This is a genomic window from Sphingobium sp. HWE2-09, from assembly GCF_035989265.1.
GTDB lineage: Bacteria > Pseudomonadota > Alphaproteobacteria > Sphingomonadales > Sphingomonadaceae > Sphingobium.
Genome location: NZ_JAYKZX010000003.1, coordinates 1,549,436 through 1,564,795, shown reverse-complemented (window position 1 = coordinate 1,564,795; position 15,360 = coordinate 1,549,436). Strand labels below are relative to the sequence as shown.

The 15,360-nt window shown below is 62.6% G+C and carries 19 protein-coding genes; 8 read left to right on the top strand and 11 right to left on the bottom strand.

The genetic code is table 11. The features are described from left to right. The first annotated feature begins 73 nt into the window (after window positions 1–73). Window positions 74–550, top strand: a complete 477-nt coding sequence (gene greA, locus U5A89_RS12995) for a transcription elongation factor GreA (protein ID WP_338161507.1) — start codon at window positions 74–76, stop codon at window positions 548–550. A 2-nt stretch (window positions 551–552) separates the two neighbouring features. Beyond that, window positions 553–1,212 carry a rhomboid family intramembrane serine protease gene (locus U5A89_RS12990; protein ID WP_338161506.1) on the top strand — a complete coding sequence of 220 codons (660 nt, stop codon included), beginning with the start codon at window positions 553–555 and terminating at the stop codon, window positions 1,210–1,212. 73 nt (window positions 1,213–1,285) lie between these two features. On the opposite strand, the gene U5A89_RS12985 is transcribed toward U5A89_RS12990, so the two are convergent. The 5 genes from U5A89_RS12985 to U5A89_RS12965 all read right to left on the bottom strand — a co-directional run bounded on the left by U5A89_RS12985 (window position 1,286) and on the right by U5A89_RS12965 (window position 3,586). Next, window positions 1,286–1,507, bottom strand: coding sequence for a DUF4170 domain-containing protein (locus tag U5A89_RS12985; RefSeq protein ID WP_338161505.1), 222 nt, complete (start codon window positions 1,505–1,507; stop codon window positions 1,286–1,288). Between the two features lie 105 nt (window positions 1,508–1,612). Next, window positions 1,613–2,188 carry a hypothetical protein gene (locus tag U5A89_RS12980; RefSeq protein WP_338161504.1) on the bottom strand — a complete coding sequence of 192 codons (576 nt, stop codon included), beginning with the start codon at window positions 2,186–2,188 and terminating at the stop codon, window positions 1,613–1,615. Next, complete coding sequence (locus U5A89_RS12975) at window positions 2,181–2,504, bottom strand: hypothetical protein (protein WP_338161503.1); 324 nt, start codon at window positions 2,502–2,504, stop codon at window positions 2,181–2,183. The genes U5A89_RS12980 and U5A89_RS12975 overlap by 8 nt, the downstream gene beginning before the upstream one ends. Continuing rightward, window positions 2,501–2,908: a hypothetical protein gene (locus U5A89_RS12970; RefSeq protein WP_338161502.1), complete on the bottom strand. Its 408-nt coding sequence runs from the start codon at window positions 2,906–2,908 to the stop codon at window positions 2,501–2,503. The genes U5A89_RS12975 and U5A89_RS12970 overlap by 4 nt, the downstream gene beginning before the upstream one ends. A 57-nt stretch (window positions 2,909–2,965) precedes the next feature. Beyond that, the gene (locus U5A89_RS12965) at window positions 2,966–3,586 is read right to left on the bottom strand and encodes a hypothetical protein (protein ID WP_338161501.1); all 621 of its coding nucleotides are present in this window, start codon (window positions 3,584–3,586) and stop codon (window positions 2,966–2,968) included. Between the two features lie 228 nt (window positions 3,587–3,814). On the opposite strand from U5A89_RS12965, the gene eno reads away from it, so the two are divergent. The 4 genes from eno to U5A89_RS12945 all read left to right on the top strand — a co-directional run bounded on the left by eno (window position 3,815) and on the right by U5A89_RS12945 (window position 8,183). Next, window positions 3,815–5,089, top strand: a complete 1,275-nt coding sequence (gene eno, locus U5A89_RS12960) for a phosphopyruvate hydratase (RefSeq protein WP_338161500.1) — start codon at window positions 3,815–3,817, stop codon at window positions 5,087–5,089. Window positions 5,090–5,166: 77 nt separating this feature from the next. Next, window positions 5,167–5,478: an FtsB family cell division protein gene (locus tag U5A89_RS12955; protein ID WP_338161499.1), complete on the top strand. Its 312-nt coding sequence runs from the start codon at window positions 5,167–5,169 to the stop codon at window positions 5,476–5,478. 228 nt (window positions 5,479–5,706) lie between these two features. After that, window positions 5,707–6,783, top strand: a complete 1,077-nt coding sequence (pdhA, locus tag U5A89_RS12950; protein ID WP_338161498.1) for a pyruvate dehydrogenase (acetyl-transferring) E1 component subunit alpha — start codon at window positions 5,707–5,709, stop codon at window positions 6,781–6,783. Further along, window positions 6,783–8,183, top strand: coding sequence for a pyruvate dehydrogenase complex E1 component subunit beta (locus tag U5A89_RS12945; RefSeq protein WP_338161497.1), 1,401 nt, complete (start codon window positions 6,783–6,785; stop codon window positions 8,181–8,183). The genes pdhA and U5A89_RS12945 overlap by 1 nt, the downstream gene beginning before the upstream one ends. A 146-nt stretch (window positions 8,184–8,329) precedes the next feature. On the opposite strand, the gene U5A89_RS12940 is transcribed toward U5A89_RS12945, so the two are convergent. From U5A89_RS12940 to U5A89_RS12930, 3 genes are read right to left on the bottom strand one after another with little or no spacing between them, the layout of a single operon-like run. Further along, a complete protein-coding gene (locus U5A89_RS12940) occupies window positions 8,330–8,992 on the bottom strand; it encodes a TadE/TadG family type IV pilus assembly protein (RefSeq protein ID WP_338161496.1) in 663 nt (220 codons plus the stop codon). After that, the gene (locus U5A89_RS12935) at window positions 8,980–9,579 is read right to left on the bottom strand and encodes a TadE/TadG family type IV pilus assembly protein (RefSeq protein WP_338161495.1); all 600 of its coding nucleotides are present in this window, start codon (window positions 9,577–9,579) and stop codon (window positions 8,980–8,982) included. Before U5A89_RS12935 ends, U5A89_RS12940 begins: the two co-directional genes overlap by 13 nt. After that, a complete protein-coding gene (locus U5A89_RS12930) occupies window positions 9,576–11,222 on the bottom strand; it encodes a TadE/TadG family type IV pilus assembly protein (RefSeq protein ID WP_338161494.1) in 1,647 nt (548 codons plus the stop codon). The genes U5A89_RS12935 and U5A89_RS12930 overlap by 4 nt, the downstream gene beginning before the upstream one ends. A 98-nt stretch (window positions 11,223–11,320) precedes the next feature. Here U5A89_RS12930 and U5A89_RS12925 point away from each other — a divergent pair, with 98 nt between their 5' ends. Both U5A89_RS12925 and U5A89_RS12920 read left to right on the top strand, forming a co-directional pair. After that, entirely contained in the window at window positions 11,321–12,019 is a 699-nt protein-coding gene (locus U5A89_RS12925; protein WP_445190702.1) for a hypothetical protein, read from the top strand. Between the two features lie 44 nt (window positions 12,020–12,063). Continuing rightward, window positions 12,064–12,528: an EF-hand domain-containing protein gene (locus U5A89_RS12920; protein WP_338161492.1), complete on the top strand. Its 465-nt coding sequence runs from the start codon at window positions 12,064–12,066 to the stop codon at window positions 12,526–12,528. Between the two features lie 179 nt (window positions 12,529–12,707). Here U5A89_RS12920 and trmFO read toward each other — a convergent pair whose 3' ends face one another. From trmFO to U5A89_RS12905, 3 genes are all read right to left on the bottom strand, one after another. Then, window positions 12,708–14,051 (bottom strand): methylenetetrahydrofolate--tRNA-(uracil(54)-C(5))-methyltransferase (FADH(2)-oxidizing) TrmFO, encoded by a 1,344-nt coding sequence (trmFO, locus tag U5A89_RS12915; protein ID WP_338161491.1) that lies wholly within the window; start codon window positions 14,049–14,051, stop codon window positions 12,708–12,710. 120 nt (window positions 14,052–14,171) lie between these two features. After that, window positions 14,172–14,873: a tRNA (guanine(46)-N(7))-methyltransferase TrmB gene (trmB, locus tag U5A89_RS12910; RefSeq protein WP_338161490.1), complete on the bottom strand. Its 702-nt coding sequence runs from the start codon at window positions 14,871–14,873 to the stop codon at window positions 14,172–14,174. Between the two features lie 245 nt (window positions 14,874–15,118). After that, window positions 15,119–15,298, bottom strand: coding sequence for a hypothetical protein (locus tag U5A89_RS12905; protein WP_338161489.1), 180 nt, complete (start codon window positions 15,296–15,298; stop codon window positions 15,119–15,121). Window positions 15,299–15,360 lie beyond the last annotated feature (62 nt).

Sequence of the window (15,360 nt, the reverse complement as noted above, 5' to 3'; positions counted from 1 at the left end):
CACAAGGACACATGCTGCGGGCGGCCCGACGTTCGGGTCGCCGAAGGGAAGTTTTGACGAAGGATTTACGATAATGGCGACGGTCGAGAAGATGCCGATGCTGCAGATGGGCTATGACAAGCTCAACGCGCAGCTCCGCGAACTGAAAGCCGAGCGGCCACTGATCGTGGACGCCATCGAAGAAGCGCGCGCGCATGGCGACTTGTCGGAAAATGCGGAATATCACGCTGCCAAGGAACGGCAGGGCCAGGTCGAAGCGACGATCAACGACCTGGAGGACAAGCTGTCCCGCGCGCAGGTGATCGATCCGGCGACGTTGTCGGGCGACAAGATCGTGTTCGGCGCGACGGTGACGTTGCTGGACGAAGACGACAAGCCGGTCAAATATCAGATCGTGGGCCAGGCCGAGGCGGACGCCAAGCTGGGCATGATCAGCTATAACAGCCCGCTGGGCCGCGCACTGATCGGCCGTACCGTCGGCGAAGATGTGGAAGTGTCGGTGCCGTCGGGCGACAAATTCTACCAGGTCGACAAGATCGATTTCATCTGACCGTGAAATTGCCGGCAGGCCGATTGACCAATGGGATAGCGGCGATCACCTTCGCCGCTTTTCTGTTGCTGTATCTGACAGGACGGATCGACGAGGCGGCCGTGATCGGCGGTTTCATGCCTGCGCGGCTGGGCGATCCGGCACTTCTGGATGGCATGGCGGCGGTGCCTGCCTGGCTGACGCCGCTCAGTTGCACGCTCATTCATGCCGGATGGATGCATATCGGCTTCAACCTGCTGATGCTGATCTTTTGCGGGCGGCAGGTGGAGCATGTACTGGGCTGGGGCGGCACGTTGTTGCTCTATGTAGTGGGTGCGTATGGCGCGTGCCTGGCGCAATGGGTGATCGATCCGGGGTCGACCAACCCGATGGTCGGCGCGAGCGGCGCGATTTCCGCGATCATCGCGCCCTATGCGCTGCTCTACAGCCAGCAACAGGTTCGCGCGATCGGGCCGCTGTCTGCCAATGTCGTGCGGCTATTATGGCTGGCGGGGGGATGGATCGCAGTGCAACTGATGATCGGGCTGGCGAGTGGCGCGGGCATGAGCGAACTGGGCCAGATCGCGATCGCTGCGCATATCGGCGGCTTCCTGGTCGGGCTGGCGATGACCCGGCCGCTGCTGCGGTGGCGATTCCGCAAGAAGCCGCGCGCGGTGCATTGATAAGATGTTTCCCGGCGAAGGCCGGGGTGTGCGGGTCTGGACCCCGGCCTTCGCCGGGGAACAGTAAGCGCTATTATACGCCGGGCAGTTCGGGTTCGAGCAGGCGATGCAGGTGTACGATCACATAGCGCATTTCTGCGTCGTCCACCGTACGCTGCGCTGCGCCGCGCCAGGCTTTTTCAGCCGACGCATAATCGGGAAATACGCCGACCAAGTCGACTTTGCTGAGATCCTGAAATTCGAGGGTCTGCGGATCGGTCACGCGACCACCCATCACCAGATGCATTTTGCTCATGGCGTTATCTATTCTCCTTTGGTGTATCGTGGTGCCTTAGCATCGTCACCACGATACGCCAAGAAGAGCAGGGCGGCATAGCGATTGCATATGCCGCAATCGTCATCAGTTTTTGGGCAATCGTGCCTTGATCGCGTCGCTCAGCGCATCGACCTTGGCCGCGACCAGCGCGGTCACTTCGTCGGCCAGCTTCGACGCCTTGGCCGGCAGATCGGCGGCGGCGACGCTGTCACGCGCGTCCGATGCTGCGTCGCCGGCAGCGTGGTAGGCTTCCGTGGCGCTTTGCTTGACCGTCTGGGCACTTTCCGCGGCGACCGAGCGGGCAGCGATGGCGGCTTCCAGCACGCGCGAACCGGCGGTGGCGGCCAGACCCGGCAGCGCCTTCATCGCGGCGCGGCTCTTGGGGAACATCCAGGCGACCGCAGCGCCCACGGCAACCGCGCCAGCGACGGCGATTATCGGATGCTGCTGGACGATTTCATTAGCGCGCGTGGCGGCACGCTGGGTCTTGTCGCGGGCTTCGCCATAGGCTTCGCTAGCCTTGTCACGGCTGGTCTGGATCAGCTCGCCAGCGCTTTCGCGCGCCTTTCCGCTCGTGTCCTTGATCCGGTCGGTCGCGGTCGCGGCAGCGTCGTTCGCCGCTTCGCGAGCGCGGTTCAGTTGAGCGCGAATGTCAGCCATCGTCATTCTCCGAATTGTCTGTCTGGGTGTCCTGGAAGCGAACGTATAGCCGACGGAAAAGTGCCGTCAGCGGACGCCGCGCCAAAAATAGCCCTAAGGCGGTTGCCGCTGCGCCGACGGCGACCGGGCGCTGTTGCACTTTGGACCCCAACCGGGCTGCGCCGTTCTTTACGATGCCGCTGGCCTTGACCTTCACGTCCTGCTTAAGCCGCGCAGGGGAGACGCGCGCTTTGGCCTGTTCACTTGTCAATTGGAAGCGGCCACGGGCGGCGTCCGCGCGTTCGCAGGCTTCGCGATACCGGGTTTCCAAATTCATGGCGTAATCGCCTTCTTCATCCGGGTGATGCATCCCTTGGCCGCGAGCAGCAGGAGGAGCACCAAGAACAACGCGCCGCCCACGACAATCAGCGTGGCCCAGATGGGGGCGATCAACTGCGACAGGGAGATGGTCAGCCCCACCAGCAACGCGACGATGCTGGCAAAGGCCAACATCAGCGCCACGGCGCCGAAGATCGCGGCATTGCGGATGCCTGCGCCGACTATGCCGACGCGCAGTTTCTGCTTGTCGACTTCGGCAGCGGCATAGGCGCGACCATCGGCGTAGAGGCGCGCCAACACCTCTTTCACGCTTTCTCTGCTAGGCGCATCGTTCACGGGCGCGCCATCGGGCTGCCCATCGGTGTGCGGCGTCACCGCCGTATCCGTTGGATCGTCTGTCAATTGGGCCTCCGTCCCGCCGTGCAGGATCATGCGTCGGTCAGGAAATGCTGTTCGGCATCAGGCCTTGTCGTCCGACCCCTTGGCGAGGCGCATCAGCACGAAGCCGACCACGGCCGCCGCACCGATCGCCACCGCCGGGCTTTTGCGCACGAAGTCGCGCGCTTCGCCCAGCAACTGTTCGACATCCTTGGCGTCAAGCGTGTCGGCGGCACCAGCCACCGATTCCGCGGCCTGGCGCGCATAGTCGCCATATTGCGGGCCGAGTTTAGCGTCGACCGTCCCTGCGGTATCGGCGATCAGCTTTGCCAGGCTCTGCATCGCGGTGCCGGTCTTGTCTTTGGCGACGCCAGCGGCGGACTTGGCAGTCTTGCCTGCCTGTTCCTTGATCGGGTCGATATGCGCTTTCCAATCGACGGAGTTAAACTTGTCGGTCGCAACCTTCGCTGCCTTTTCGGCCTGCGCCTTGATCGGGGCGATCTGCGCGGTCCAGCTTTGCGAGGCGGCGCCATTGCCTGCTTTCACGGTCGGCGCCTTGCGCGTGGCGGCCGTCTTGAGCGGCGCGGCTGGCGAGGTGGATGGCGTCGCGATCGCCGACTTGGCGGCCTTCGCCTTGACCGGCTTGACGGCGGCGGTCTTCTTCACGCGCTTGATCGGCGGGGTTCCCGGTGTGTCGGCCATGGTCTAAATCTCCCTCTTGAATTCGGCATGGCGGCCATGAAGGCCAGCGGGCATCATCCCACAAATGCATCGCGGCGGCCTACAGTTCCGTTGCCGTTACATTTTCGACCATCGGCATTTTTCGCTCGCGCGCAAGCCCCGCATTGCCAAGGGGGAGGCGCTGGCTAAGCGGAGCGCGCATTCCCCGGCCGCAAGCCGCCCGTTACGACGCTAAGTGCAGGAGCGATCATGACCGCCATTCTCGATATTCACGCCCGCCAGATTCTGGACAGCCGTGGCAACCCCACCGTCGAAGTCGACGTCATGCTGGAAGATGGCAGCTTCGGCCGCGCCGCCGTTCCTTCGGGCGCATCGACCGGCGCCTATGAAGCGGTGGAGAAGCGCGATGGCGACGCCACCAAATATCTGGGCAAGGGCGTTCTGGCCGCCGTCGCCGCCGTCAATGACGAGATTGCCGAGCAGCTGATCGGTATCGATGCGGAAGACCAAGGCGAAGTCGATGCTGCGATGATCGCGCTCGACGGCACGGACAACAAGTCGCGCCTGGGCGCCAACGCGATCCTGGGCGTATCGCTCGCCACCGCCAAGGCCGCGGCCGATGCGCGCGGCCTGCCGCTCTATCGCTATGTCGGCGGCGTGTCGGCCCATGTTCTGCCGGTGCCGATGATGAACATCATCAATGGCGGCGAACATGCCGACAATCCGATCGACTTCCAGGAATTCATGATCATGCCCGTCGGGGCGGACAGCATCGCCGACGCGGTGCGGATCGGATCGGAAATCTTCCACACGCTGAAAAAAGGCCTGCATGACAAGGGGCTGGCGACATCGGTCGGCGACGAGGGCGGTTTCGCGCCCAATATCGCATCGACCCGCGACGCGCTGGACTTCATCCTGGCGAGCATCGAGAAGGCCGGTTACACGCCGGGCGACGATGTCGTGCTGGCGCTGGACTGCGCCGCGACTGAGTTCTTCAAGAACGGCCGGTATGAGATTTCGGGCGAAGGCCTGTCGCTGACCCCGGTCGAAATGGCCGACTATCTGGCTGCACTGACTGCCGACTATCCGATCAAGTCGATCGAAGACGGCATGAGCGAGGATGATTTCGAAGGCTGGAAAGCTCTGACCGACAAGATCGGCGACAAGGTCCAGCTGGTGGGCGACGACCTGTTCGTCACCAACCCCAAGCGCCTGTCGATGGGCATCGGCAAGGGGCTGGCGAACTCGCTGCTGGTCAAGGTCAACCAGATCGGCACGCTGACCGAGACGCTGGCGGCGGTCGATATGGCGCATCGCGCGCGTTACACCGCGGTGATGTCGCACCGGTCGGGAGAGACGGAGGATTACACCATCGCCGACCTGGCCGTCGCGACCAATTGCGGGCAGATCAAGACAGGGTCGCTGGCCCGTTCCGACCGGCTTGCCAAATATAATCAGCTGATCCGCATCGAAGAAGAGCTGGGCGACGTTGCCGTCTATGCCGGGCGCTCGATCTTCCGCTGATGCCCTTTGGATTCGGTTGGCCGCAAGTTCCGCATTTTTCGCTTGCGGCCAACCTTTTCCTGTGATTTATCAGGGTTATGGCGCACATCGCTAAACTTCGTCTTCTGATCTGGTCGGCCATCGGTCCGGCTATCGCACTGCTGTTGCTGTTGTTCTTCGCTGGCTATGTCGTGCTGGGATCGAACGGGGTGTTGGCGTGGGGCGACTATACGCGCCAGCTGCGCGCCGCGAAGACCGAACTGAAGCAGGTGCAGGAAGCGCGCGCCGAATTGCATAACCGGGTCGACCTGCTCAACCCGCGCCGCGTTGATCCCGATCTTTCGGACGAATTGATCCGCCGCCAATTGGGCGTGATCCATCATGATGAAGTCGTCGTTCCGCTCAACTAAGCCTTGCGCGATATGAAGGACGCAAGGATTTTGCGTCGGAAAAGCGATCCTGGCAACAATGATGCTTTGTCGACGCGTCGTTTTTTCGACTGGGCCGATAGGCGATCAATTTTATCCCGCGGCTATTGATTCTTCCCGGATTCCGTGGGGTCCGCCGTTGCAATATATGCAACTCTGCCGCTATATCGGCCCTCCTTCCATCCTACCCCACGCAAAAGGATAAGAGCCTTGGCGAAACCAACGACGCCGCGTCCTTCACGCGCAACGGCAAAGGCGGCTGCACCCGCCGCCGGCGCGGACCATAACCGGCCTCGCCCGCAGACCCCGACGGATTACAAGGCCAGCAAGGACGAGCTGCTGGAATTCTATCGGCAGATGGTCCTCATCCGCCGCTTCGAGGAAAAGGCCGGCCAGCTGTACGGCCTGGGCCTGATCGGCGGCTTCTGCCACCTCTATATCGGCCAGGAAGCGGTCGCGGTGGGCATCCAGTCGGCCTTGAAGCCCGGCAAGGACAGCGTCATCACCGGCTATCGCGACCATGGGCATATGCTCGCCTATGGCATCGACCCCAATGTCATCATGGCCGAACTGACCGGCCGCGAAGCGGGTATCTCGCGCGGCAAGGGCGGTTCGATGCATATGTTCAGCGTCGAACATAAATTCTTCGGCGGCCATGGCATCGTCGGCGCGCAGGTGTCGCTGGGCGCGGGGCTGGGCTTCGCCCACAAATATAATGGCGATGGCGGCGTGTGCGTCGCCTATTTCGGTGACGGCGCGGCCAACCAGGGCCAGGTCTATGAATTGTTCAACATGGCCGAACTGTGGAAGCTGCCGATCATTTTCGTGATCGAGAACAACCAGTATGCCATGGGCACCAGCGTCAATCGTTCTTCGGCGGAAGACCAGTTGTATCGCCGCGGCGAAAGCTTCCGCATCCCCGGCCTGCAGGTCAACGGCATGGACGTGCTGGCCGTACGCGGCGCGACCGAGGAAGCGCTGAAATGGGTGCAGGAGGGCAATGGTCCGATCCTGCTGGAAATGAAGACCTATCGCTATCGCGGTCACTCCATGTCCGATCCGGCGAAGTACCGGTCGCGCGAGGAAGTGCAGGCGATGCGCGACAAGTCCGACCCGATCGAAGGCGTGAAGAAATATCTGATCGAGGCCGGCGTCAGCGAGGACGACATCAAGGGTATCGACCAGGCTATCCGCAAGACCGTGGCCGAAGCGGCCGATTTCGCGGAAACCTCACCCGAACCTGAAATGTCCGAACTCTATACCGACGTGCTGGTGGAGCAATATTAATGGGTATCGTAATCAAGATGCCGGCGCTCTCGCCGACGATGGAAGAGGGCACGCTGGCCAAGTGGCTGGTGAAGGAAGGCGATGACGTCAAGTCCGGCGATATCCTGGCCGAGATCGAGACCGACAAGGCGACGATGGAATTCGAGGCCGTCGATGAAGGCAAGATCGGCAAGATCATGATCGCCGAGGGCACCGAAGGGGTGAAGGTCGGCACCGTGATCGCCGAAATGGCGGGCGAAGGCGGCGAAGACGCCGCGCCAGCGCCGAAGGCCGACGAGGCGCCAAAGGCGCAAGCCAAGGAAGCGTCCAAGTCCGACGCTGCACCCGACGCGCCCAAGAAGGCCGAGAGCGGCACGTCCAAGCTGGCCAGCGAGAGCAAGGCGTCCGTCCAGGATCCGGCGATTCCCGAAGGCACCGAGTTCGTCAAGACGACCGTGCGCGAAGCGCTGCGCGACGCCATGGCCGAAGAAATGCGCAAGGACGAACGCGTCTTCGTGATGGGCGAGGAAGTCGCGGAATATCAGGGCGCGTACAAGGTCACCCAAGGCCTGCTGGACGAGTTTGGCGACAAGCGTGTCATCGACACGCCGATCACCGAATATGGCTTTGCCGGTATCGGCACGGGCGCAGCGATGGGCGGCCTGCGCCCGATCGTGGAGTTCATGACGTTCAACTTCGCCATGCAGGCGATCGACCACATCATCAACTCGGCGGCCAAGACCAATTATATGTCCGGCGGCCAGATGCGCTGCCCGATCGTGTTCCGCGGTCCCAACGGCGCGGCCAGCCGCGTCGGCGCGCAGCACAGCCAGAATTACGGTCCCTGGTATGCCTCGGTTCCCGGCCTGATCGTTATCGCGCCCTATGATGCGGCCGATGCCAAGGGTCTGCTCAAGGCCGCGATCCGATCGACCGACCCGGTCGTGTTCCTGGAGAATGAGCTGCTCTACGGCCGCAGTTTCGACGTGCCCAAGCTGGACGATTACGTCCTGCCGATCGGCAAGGCGCGGATCATGCGCGAAGGCAAGGACGTGACGCTGGTCAGCTATTCGATCGGCGTGGGCCTGGCGCTCGACGCGGCGGAGACGCTGGCGGGCGAGGGGATCGAGGCCGAAGTGATCGACCTGCGCACGCTGCGCCCGCTCGACACCGCGACGGTTCTGGAGAGCCTGAAGAAGACCAACCGCCTGGTAGTGGTGGAAGAAGGCTGGCCGACCTGCTCGATCGCGTCGGAAATCGCCGCGGTGGTGATGGAGCAGGGCTTCGACGATCTCGACGCCCCGGTGCTGCGCGTCACCAACGAAGACGTGCCGCTGCCCTATGCCGCGAACCTGGAAAAGGCGGCCCTGATCGACGCAAGCCGCGTCGTCGCGGCGGCGAAGAAGGTTTGTTATAAATAAATTTGCTGCCGCGCCTAGGATGGCGCGGTAGTACTCAACTGGGCAAAAGCGCTGTCGGAACCGACAGCGCTTTTTTCATGCGAGGGGAGGCGAGACGGCGAGTAATGCGTCGCACGTGGTCCTTCGCATCCGTCCGTCTGGGCGGATCAGGCCGTATATGTCGAGCAGGGAGAATTGGTGCCGCCTGCACCAATATCGTTGTTCGACCGTTCGCGCACGCTCATCGCAGCGACTGCCGATAGTTGTGGCGTCCCCAGAAAGGCGGATGATATTAATGGCTTGTAGGTATAATATATCTCCACAAAGATCATCTCATTGTCTTTGGACGCAGCAATCTTCCGGGTGCTCGAGATCACGATGCCATCCGCGCCCAGCGTAGCGCCCTCTGTGGAACTATAGGCAGATGATTTAACCAACGCACCGGCACAGCGTTGCCAGCGCAGTTTCTGGTCGGTGACGTTCCCAGAATTGTCGGTTGTGGGCTGTATGCTCGATACGATAATGCGCCCGCGATTGCGCAGATCGATCCTGTCGCTGATGGTTTTCATCGCGGTCAATATGTCGGTGACGGTGCCATTATTGATAAACTCCTTGACGCGACCTACGCTGTCGGCGGTCATGGTTGCAATGTCGCCCAGTTGCTGGGACGTGTACGCCATGTTCGCTGCTTCCGCCCCGCCCATCGTCAATGCGATCAATACCGGCAGCCCGAGCGCAAATTCGACCGCAGAGACTCCCGACTGATCGGTTAGGGCTGAACGAGTGTGTCCACGGAGCCCCTTGCGCAAGCTATGGATCATGCTTTGCATTTTGGCACCACCGGATCCTGTTTTTCATAGGGCTGTCGTTTCGTTAGGGTGTTGGCCGTCATAGTGACGGTATCGCCCATTCCGATGACGCGCCAGATCGGCAATATGCGCTTATAGGTGACCGTCGTTTCATAGCGCACGATATCATCGGCGCCGCCGATGCTCCCAGCCTTGCCGCTGACCACAATATTGCGGATGCCATTATCGTCGATATCTTCCCAGCAATCGCCACTGTCGAGGACGTTATTGCCATTGGTGTCTTTCGTCAGCCGCTCCATGGTGTTGATATTGCTGTAGGCGTTGAAACTTCCTTTTGTCGTGGTGACGGTTGCATTGGGAGCAATGCCCTTGATGGTAGCTTCGATGTCGCTCTCGACCGCTGTATTATCAACAGTTTGAAGGGTGGCGAGCCGCGTTGCGCGTTCCATAGCGCCAAGCAGCACCGACCGGACGTAAATCTGATATCCCATATCCAGACCGCCAAGGATGAGCAGGCACAAGGGGATCAATATCAGCGCAAATTCAGGAACGGACGCGCCCCGTCTATCGCGGACCAAATGGCCGCACCCATAGGTGAAGCGGTTCATCGCGACAGCCTCAGCGACCCGATATTCTCGCCGATGTTGCGGAACACGTCGTTCAACTGGCTGCTGCTGTCGGCCTTGTACGCAAATTCGGGCGTGTCGGAATTGGTGGAAGACGAACAGTCGATGAGGTCGTCGCTGAGCGTGGAGCCGAGACTGAAGGAAATGGTGTAGATTTTCACGCCCATATTTTTGATGGCATTGCAGGTTAGCAACATCCGCGCGGTATGATTGGCGATGTTTGTGCCAGTTGTTCCGTCAGCGGCGATCCGCTTCCACAGATATTCCTGAGCATAGGCGCTGTAGGCCGAGTTGCCGGTGTCCATATTGCCGTCTGTCATGAAAATCAGGTAGCGCGACACCGGGAAGGTATTGAAGGATTTAGGGTTATCGCTCGCCCAGTTGCCTGTGCGCGATAGAAGGCGCGCTGCCCACAACAGGCCGAGGTCGAGATAAGTGCCGCCATTAGCAACGAACCCACGGTTTGCCGCGAAATAGTTGTTGAAGTCCGTCGCATTCATTTGCTTGAACTCGCTCATGGCCTTTGGACAAGCATATTGCGGCCCGGTGCCTTGAAGTGCATTGGCGCCCACCGCAGCCGGATCGGCCATGACGAAGCGTGACGTGCTGGCAGACGGCTTGGTGTCATACAGCATGTCATAGGCGGTCGCGGGAATCGTGCTGGACGTCGATGTTATGCTGTTGCTAGTCGCCAGTTCCTCGACGCACCCATCCCACGTGTTATTAACCCAGTTAGTATCATGATTGACCGTATTATTATTTGTGGTGCACCAGCCGAAAAAACAGCTTTGTGTACGATACGTGCCGCTGGTATTGAACCAAGAAGGATTGCGGCTTTGCATCGTGGCGCCCGCGGCGTCGGTGCTAAAACCCGGATTGACCATTTGCGAAAACGGGATAATCGCCCAGCGCACGCGTTTACGCTTACTCGCGTCACTCAAATTCATCTGGCTTTCGATGGTGGCCATCTGCGTTTGCAGCGTAGACAGAGCGCTGCGCAGGCCTGCCATGCGTGATCCGCCGCTATTTTCCTGAACATAGCGCAGCGTCTTGCCAATCAGCGGCAGGTTGGTCGTGACGTAACTGGCATTGGCATAAGTGCCGCAAGTGCCGGTATCCATGCTGGGCAGACAAGCCATCGACCCCGTGGTGTCCAGCACCAGCATGATGTCGATATTGGTATAGTCGTTGCGCGCGCTGCATGTCGCGTTGATGGCGATCGTGTTCTTGCCGAACATCTTCATCACCGCCGTCGGCACGGTCGTCGTCAGCGTCAGGTCGATCTGCTCGTTCGCGCCGAGCGTCGGGTTGATGTCGCCGTTGGCGAGCGTCGTGCCCAGATAGCCGTTGGGAAAGTTGAACAGCGTATATTTGCGAACCTCCGTCCGCACGGCGTCGTCGATCACGCCCTTGGTCGCCATCACCTTTCGCCCCGCGAGCACGCCGGCGTCGCAGGCATTTTGCAATCGGGTCTTGGCCAGATAGCCCCGGCTCATGTCGAGGCCGCCGCCGATCATGCCCGCCAGCGGGATCAGCGCAATCGCCATGATGGCGAGCGTATTACCTGCCTGACTACGCAATAACCGCGCCAGAAAGCGCAACTGCTGATCCTTTGTCTTGCCCATTTGCCCGCAATCACCCATGTCGCGCCCGATATCCCGGTTATGGGACGGGCAGCCTTTTCGCCTATGCAGGCGCACTCGTTAGAATGTGTATGAGGAAGATGGTTAAAGGACCGATAACCCGCGTAGCCCCCGTCGTAGCGCGGCTGGATGATGACGTGTTGCCGCCGCTGGCGTTGTTGCTGGCGGCCCATGCGGGTGGCGGGCAGGTGGAGCGGCATCGTGCGCTGTGGGCGTTCGATGCGCGGCTGGCGAAGGTGGCGCGGACGACGCGCGAGCCAATGATCGGGCAGATGCGGCTCGCCTGGTGGAATGACGTCATCGAGGACGCGGCCGGGATCAAGGGGCAGGGCGAGCCGGTGGTCGATGCGATGCGGGCGACGGGCGCGATGGCTGCGCCGGGGCTGGTGGCGATGATCGACGGCTGGGAAGTGCTGGTGGTCGAGCCGGAGATCGATGTCGAGGGTTTGCGCACCTATGCGATCGGGCGCGGTGGCGGGCTGTTTCGGGCGCTGGCCGATGCGGGCGATGTACCGGACTGGCTGGCGGCGGCGGGGCAGCTTTGGGCGTTGTGGGATTTGGCGGGGCATGTCGGGGACACGGCGCTGGCGGAGGCCGCCTTGGCGCTGGCGCGGGAGATCGCGCCGGTCGGGCCGATGACGTGGCCGCGGGCGTGGAAGCCGTTGCGGATCGCCTTCACCCTGGCACGGCAGGATGTGATGGCGGGGCGGGGCGCGCCGATGGGAATGCCGCGCGCGCTGGCGTGGCAGTTGTTGCGGATCGCGCTTGTCGGGCGCTAGGCGATCGGGATAGGCTGGCGCTCCACGGTCGGAGGAGGGCAGGCATGGGGCGATTGCTGGCGGGCGGCATGGCGGCGCTGCTGCTGGTCGCGGGCGGGCTGTTCTGGTGGCAGGGGCGGGCGGACAATGCGCCGGTGCCGCAATTGGCTTCCGCGCCACCGCCGCCGCCGGAAGTAGAGAGCCTGCCCGAAGGCGATCCCGATGCGGTGGGCGATGCGCCGCCGATGCCGGGCGAGGCCAGCCCGCAAAGCCGGGAGCAGAAGCGCTTTGCCCGCTACGACCGGAACCGGGATGGCGTGATCACGCGGGTCGAAATGATGGGCAGCCGCACCAAGGCGTTCAAGGCGCTGGACAAGGATGGCGACAATTTGCTGTCGTTCGAGGAATGGGCGGTGGCGACGGCGGACCGGTTCGGCGATGCGGACGCGGACAGGGATGGGAAGCTGACCCCGGCGGAGTTTGCTGCGACAGCGCCCAAGCGGGCGGTGAAGGCCAAGTGTAAGTGTTGATGGGAGGCCGCTTAAGTTGGCGTGCTGCTGCGAGGGTGGAGCTGGGCTCCCGCTTTCGCGGGAGCACGGGGTTGTTTGGCGGTAGGGCGGTGTCGAAGCGCTAGCCGTTCGCCGGTGAAGGCCGGGGTCCAGTCCAGGCCTTGAAACCGGACCCCGGCCTGCGCCGGGCAACAGTCCGTTCAGGCGATCTGCATCTCGCCCATCCAGGCGCCGAAGGAGGCGCGGGCGCGGGCGGTGTAGGCTTCTTTGCGCTGTTTTTTCTTCACGTCGTCCAGTGTCGGGAACAGGCCGAAATTGACGTTCATCGGCTGATAGTCGGCGCTCACCACATTGCCGGTCACATGACCGAGCAGCGCGCCCAGCGCCGTGTCGGCGGGCGGCGGCGTCAGGGTGTGGCCCAGCAGTTCGGCGGCGGCGAAGCGTCCGGCGATGAGGCCGATGGCAGCGCTTTCGACATAGCCTTCGCAGCCGGTCATCTGCCCGGCGAAACGGATATGCGGGGCGCTTTTCAGGCGCAGGGTCGGGTCGAGCAGCTTGGGGCTTTGGATGAAGGTGTTGCGATGCAGGCCGCCGAGCCGAGCGAACTCTGCATTCTGAAGGCCGGGGATGGTGCGGAATAATTCGACCTGCGCGCCATGTTTCAGCTTGGTCTGGAAACCGACCATGTTCCAGAGCGTGCCGCTGGCATTATCCTGCCGCAATTGGACGACGGCATAGGGCCAGCGCCCGGTACGGGGATTGTCGAGGCCCATCGGCTTCATCGGGCCGTGTCGCAGGGTTTCGGGACCGCGTGACGCCATGACTTCGATCGGCATGCAGCCTTCGAAATAGGGGGTGCTGGCCTCCCATTCCTTGAACTCGGTCTTTTCGCCGTCGAGCAGCCCCTGGACGAAGGCCTGATACTGGTCCTTGTCCATCGGGCAGTTGATATAGTCCTTGCCCTCGCCGCCGCCGGGGCCGATCTTGTCCCAGCGGTTCGCCATCCAGCATTGATCCGTGTCGATGCTGTCATGATGGACGACCGGCGCGATCGCGTCGAAGAAGGCGAGATGCTCCATGCCTGCGGCCTGGCCGATGCTGGTGGCAAGCGCCGGGGCGGTGAGCGGGCCGGTGGCAACGATGGTCAGGCCGTCGCTCGGCAGCGTGTCGATGCGTTCGCGCACGATCTCCACATTGGGATGATCGGCGAGCGCGCGGGTGACGGCGCCCGAAAAGACATGGCGATCGACCGCGAGCGCGGAGCCGGCGGGCACTTTGGCGGGTTCGGCGCTCGCCATGATGAGCGAGTCCAGGCGGCGCATTTCCTGATGGAGCAGGCCCACGGCATTTTTGTCCGCATCGTCGGAGCGGAAGCTGTTGGAGCAGACCAGTTCGGCCAGCCCATCGGTCTGGTGAGCGGGACTCATGTCTCCGGTCCCGCGCATTTCGGACAGGCGGACGCGGATTCCGGCCTGCGCCAATTGCCAGGCGGCTTCCGATCCGGCGAGGCCGCCGCCGATGATGTGGACCTGATGCGTGGACATGATGGATCGATCTTCGTTCTATAGCGCCGCTGATGGCAAGGATGGTTGCCAGTGGGTCATATCGGGGATCGAGGCAAGTCCTATGGCGGCGGGGTAGGACGGCCCTCCGCTACGTTGGGGTCAATATGGGTTGCGGCGGTAGCGGAAATACCAGACTTCATGGCCGATGCGGCGGGCCTTGGCTTCGTAGCGGGTTTCGGGCCAGCCGCCGGGGCGGGTCTGGAAATCCTTGGGGTCGCTTGCCAGCCATTCGAAATCGGGATGGCCGTTCATCACCATCAGCGCCCAGCGCAGATACACCGGATGGTCGGTGCCGAAGCGAAACTCGCCGCCGGGCTTGAGCTTGCGGGCGATCATCGCGACCGGGCCGGGGTTCATCATGCGGCGCTTGGCATGGCGCGCCTTGGGCCAGGGATCGGGATGGAGGAGATAGACGAAGCTGAGCGCGCCGTCGGGGATGCGGGACAGGACTTGCAATGCGTCGCCCATGTGGAGACGGACATTGCCGAGCGCGCCGTCGCGGACATGGCCGAGCGCGGTGACGACGCCGTTGAGGAACGGCTCCGCGCCGATGAAGCCATGGTCGGGCAGCATGTCGGCGCGATGGGCCATATGTTCGCCGCCGCCGAAGCCGATTTCGAAATGGAGCGGACGGTCGTAGCCGAAGAGGTTGGCGGCGGTGATTTCGCCTTCTTCCGGCACCGATATGGCGGGCAGGAGGGTGTCGACCAGTTCCTGCTGGCCTTGGCGCAGCTTGTGCCCGGACTGGCGGCCATAGAGGCGGTTGAGGGTCGTGGGATCGCCGGATTTATGCGCTGTCATGGGCAGCGCCGATAGCGGGGCGGGGCCGTGGGGGCAAGGGTGTCGGCGGCGGCGTGCGACTATTGCGGGCGGGTCGCGCCTGTAGGGGTTTTGGACATACGCCCATCGCCCCTCCCCGATGCTCCACGGTGCAGAGGAGGTCGGGAAGGGGCGGCATGGCAAGGGGCTGGTGACGGCGTCGAGGAGAACGCCGGCATGTTTCGGCGGGACTGGCTGAAAGCCGCCCGCCGCCATCATTCGTCAGGTCATTTGCACTTGATGAAACGACCCTTTGCATCCTTGCAGGGCGCCTTTTTGACGGGCGGCTTGGGGGCGCATTTGACGAACTTGCCCTTCGCGTCCTTGCATGGCGCGGCATAGGCCGGAGCGACGCTGCCGACGATCAGGGTGAGGCCGAGGAGGGCGGTGGCAACCATCTTGGTCATGTGATGCCTCTTTGGGGAGGGAGGGTTGTCGGGTCCGACAGGGGTGGCGAACCCGACAGGGG

Bases quoted from the DNA above. Each gene is read 5' to 3' on its own strand.
- U5A89_RS12985 (WP_338161505.1), bottom strand. From the start codon at position 1,507: ATGAGCAAAATGCATCTGGTGATGGGTGGTCGCGTGACCGATCCGCAG.
- U5A89_RS12955 (WP_338161499.1), top strand. From the start codon at position 5,167: ATGGCGCACATCGCTAAACTTCGTCTTCTGATCTGGTCGGCCATCGGT.
- U5A89_RS12945 (WP_338161497.1), top strand. From the start codon at position 6,783: ATGGGTATCGTAATCAAGATGCCGGCGCTCTCGCCGACGATGGAAGAG.
- U5A89_RS12925 (WP_445190702.1), top strand. From the start codon at position 11,321: ATGGTTAAAGGACCGATAACCCGCGTAGCCCCCGTCGTAGCGCGGCTG.
- greA (WP_338161507.1), top strand. From the start codon at position 74: ATGGCGACGGTCGAGAAGATGCCGATGCTGCAGATGGGCTATGACAAG.
- trmFO (WP_338161491.1), bottom strand. From the start codon at position 14,051: ATGTCCACGCATCAGGTCCACATCATCGGCGGCGGCCTCGCCGGATCG.
- U5A89_RS12920 (WP_338161492.1), top strand. From the start codon at position 12,064: ATGGGGCGATTGCTGGCGGGCGGCATGGCGGCGCTGCTGCTGGTCGCG.
- eno (WP_338161500.1), top strand. From the start codon at position 3,815: ATGACCGCCATTCTCGATATTCACGCCCGCCAGATTCTGGACAGCCGT.
- U5A89_RS12905 (WP_338161489.1), bottom strand. From the start codon at position 15,298: ATGACCAAGATGGTTGCCACCGCCCTCCTCGGCCTCACCCTGATCGTC.
- U5A89_RS12930 (WP_338161494.1), bottom strand. From the start codon at position 11,222: ATGGGCAAGACAAAGGATCAGCAGTTGCGCTTTCTGGCGCGGTTATTG.
- U5A89_RS12940 (WP_338161496.1), bottom strand. From the start codon at position 8,992: ATGCAAAGCATGATCCATAGCTTGCGCAAGGGGCTCCGTGGACACACT.
- U5A89_RS12965 (WP_338161501.1), bottom strand. From the start codon at position 3,586: ATGGCCGACACACCGGGAACCCCGCCGATCAAGCGCGTGAAGAAGACC.
- trmB (WP_338161490.1), bottom strand. From the start codon at position 14,873: ATGACAGCGCATAAATCCGGCGATCCCACGACCCTCAACCGCCTCTAT.
- U5A89_RS12980 (WP_338161504.1), bottom strand. From the start codon at position 2,188: ATGGCTGACATTCGCGCTCAACTGAACCGCGCTCGCGAAGCGGCGAAC.
- U5A89_RS12935 (WP_338161495.1), bottom strand. From the start codon at position 9,579: ATGAACCGCTTCACCTATGGGTGCGGCCATTTGGTCCGCGATAGACGG.
- U5A89_RS12975 (WP_338161503.1), bottom strand. From the start codon at position 2,504: ATGAATTTGGAAACCCGGTATCGCGAAGCCTGCGAACGCGCGGACGCC.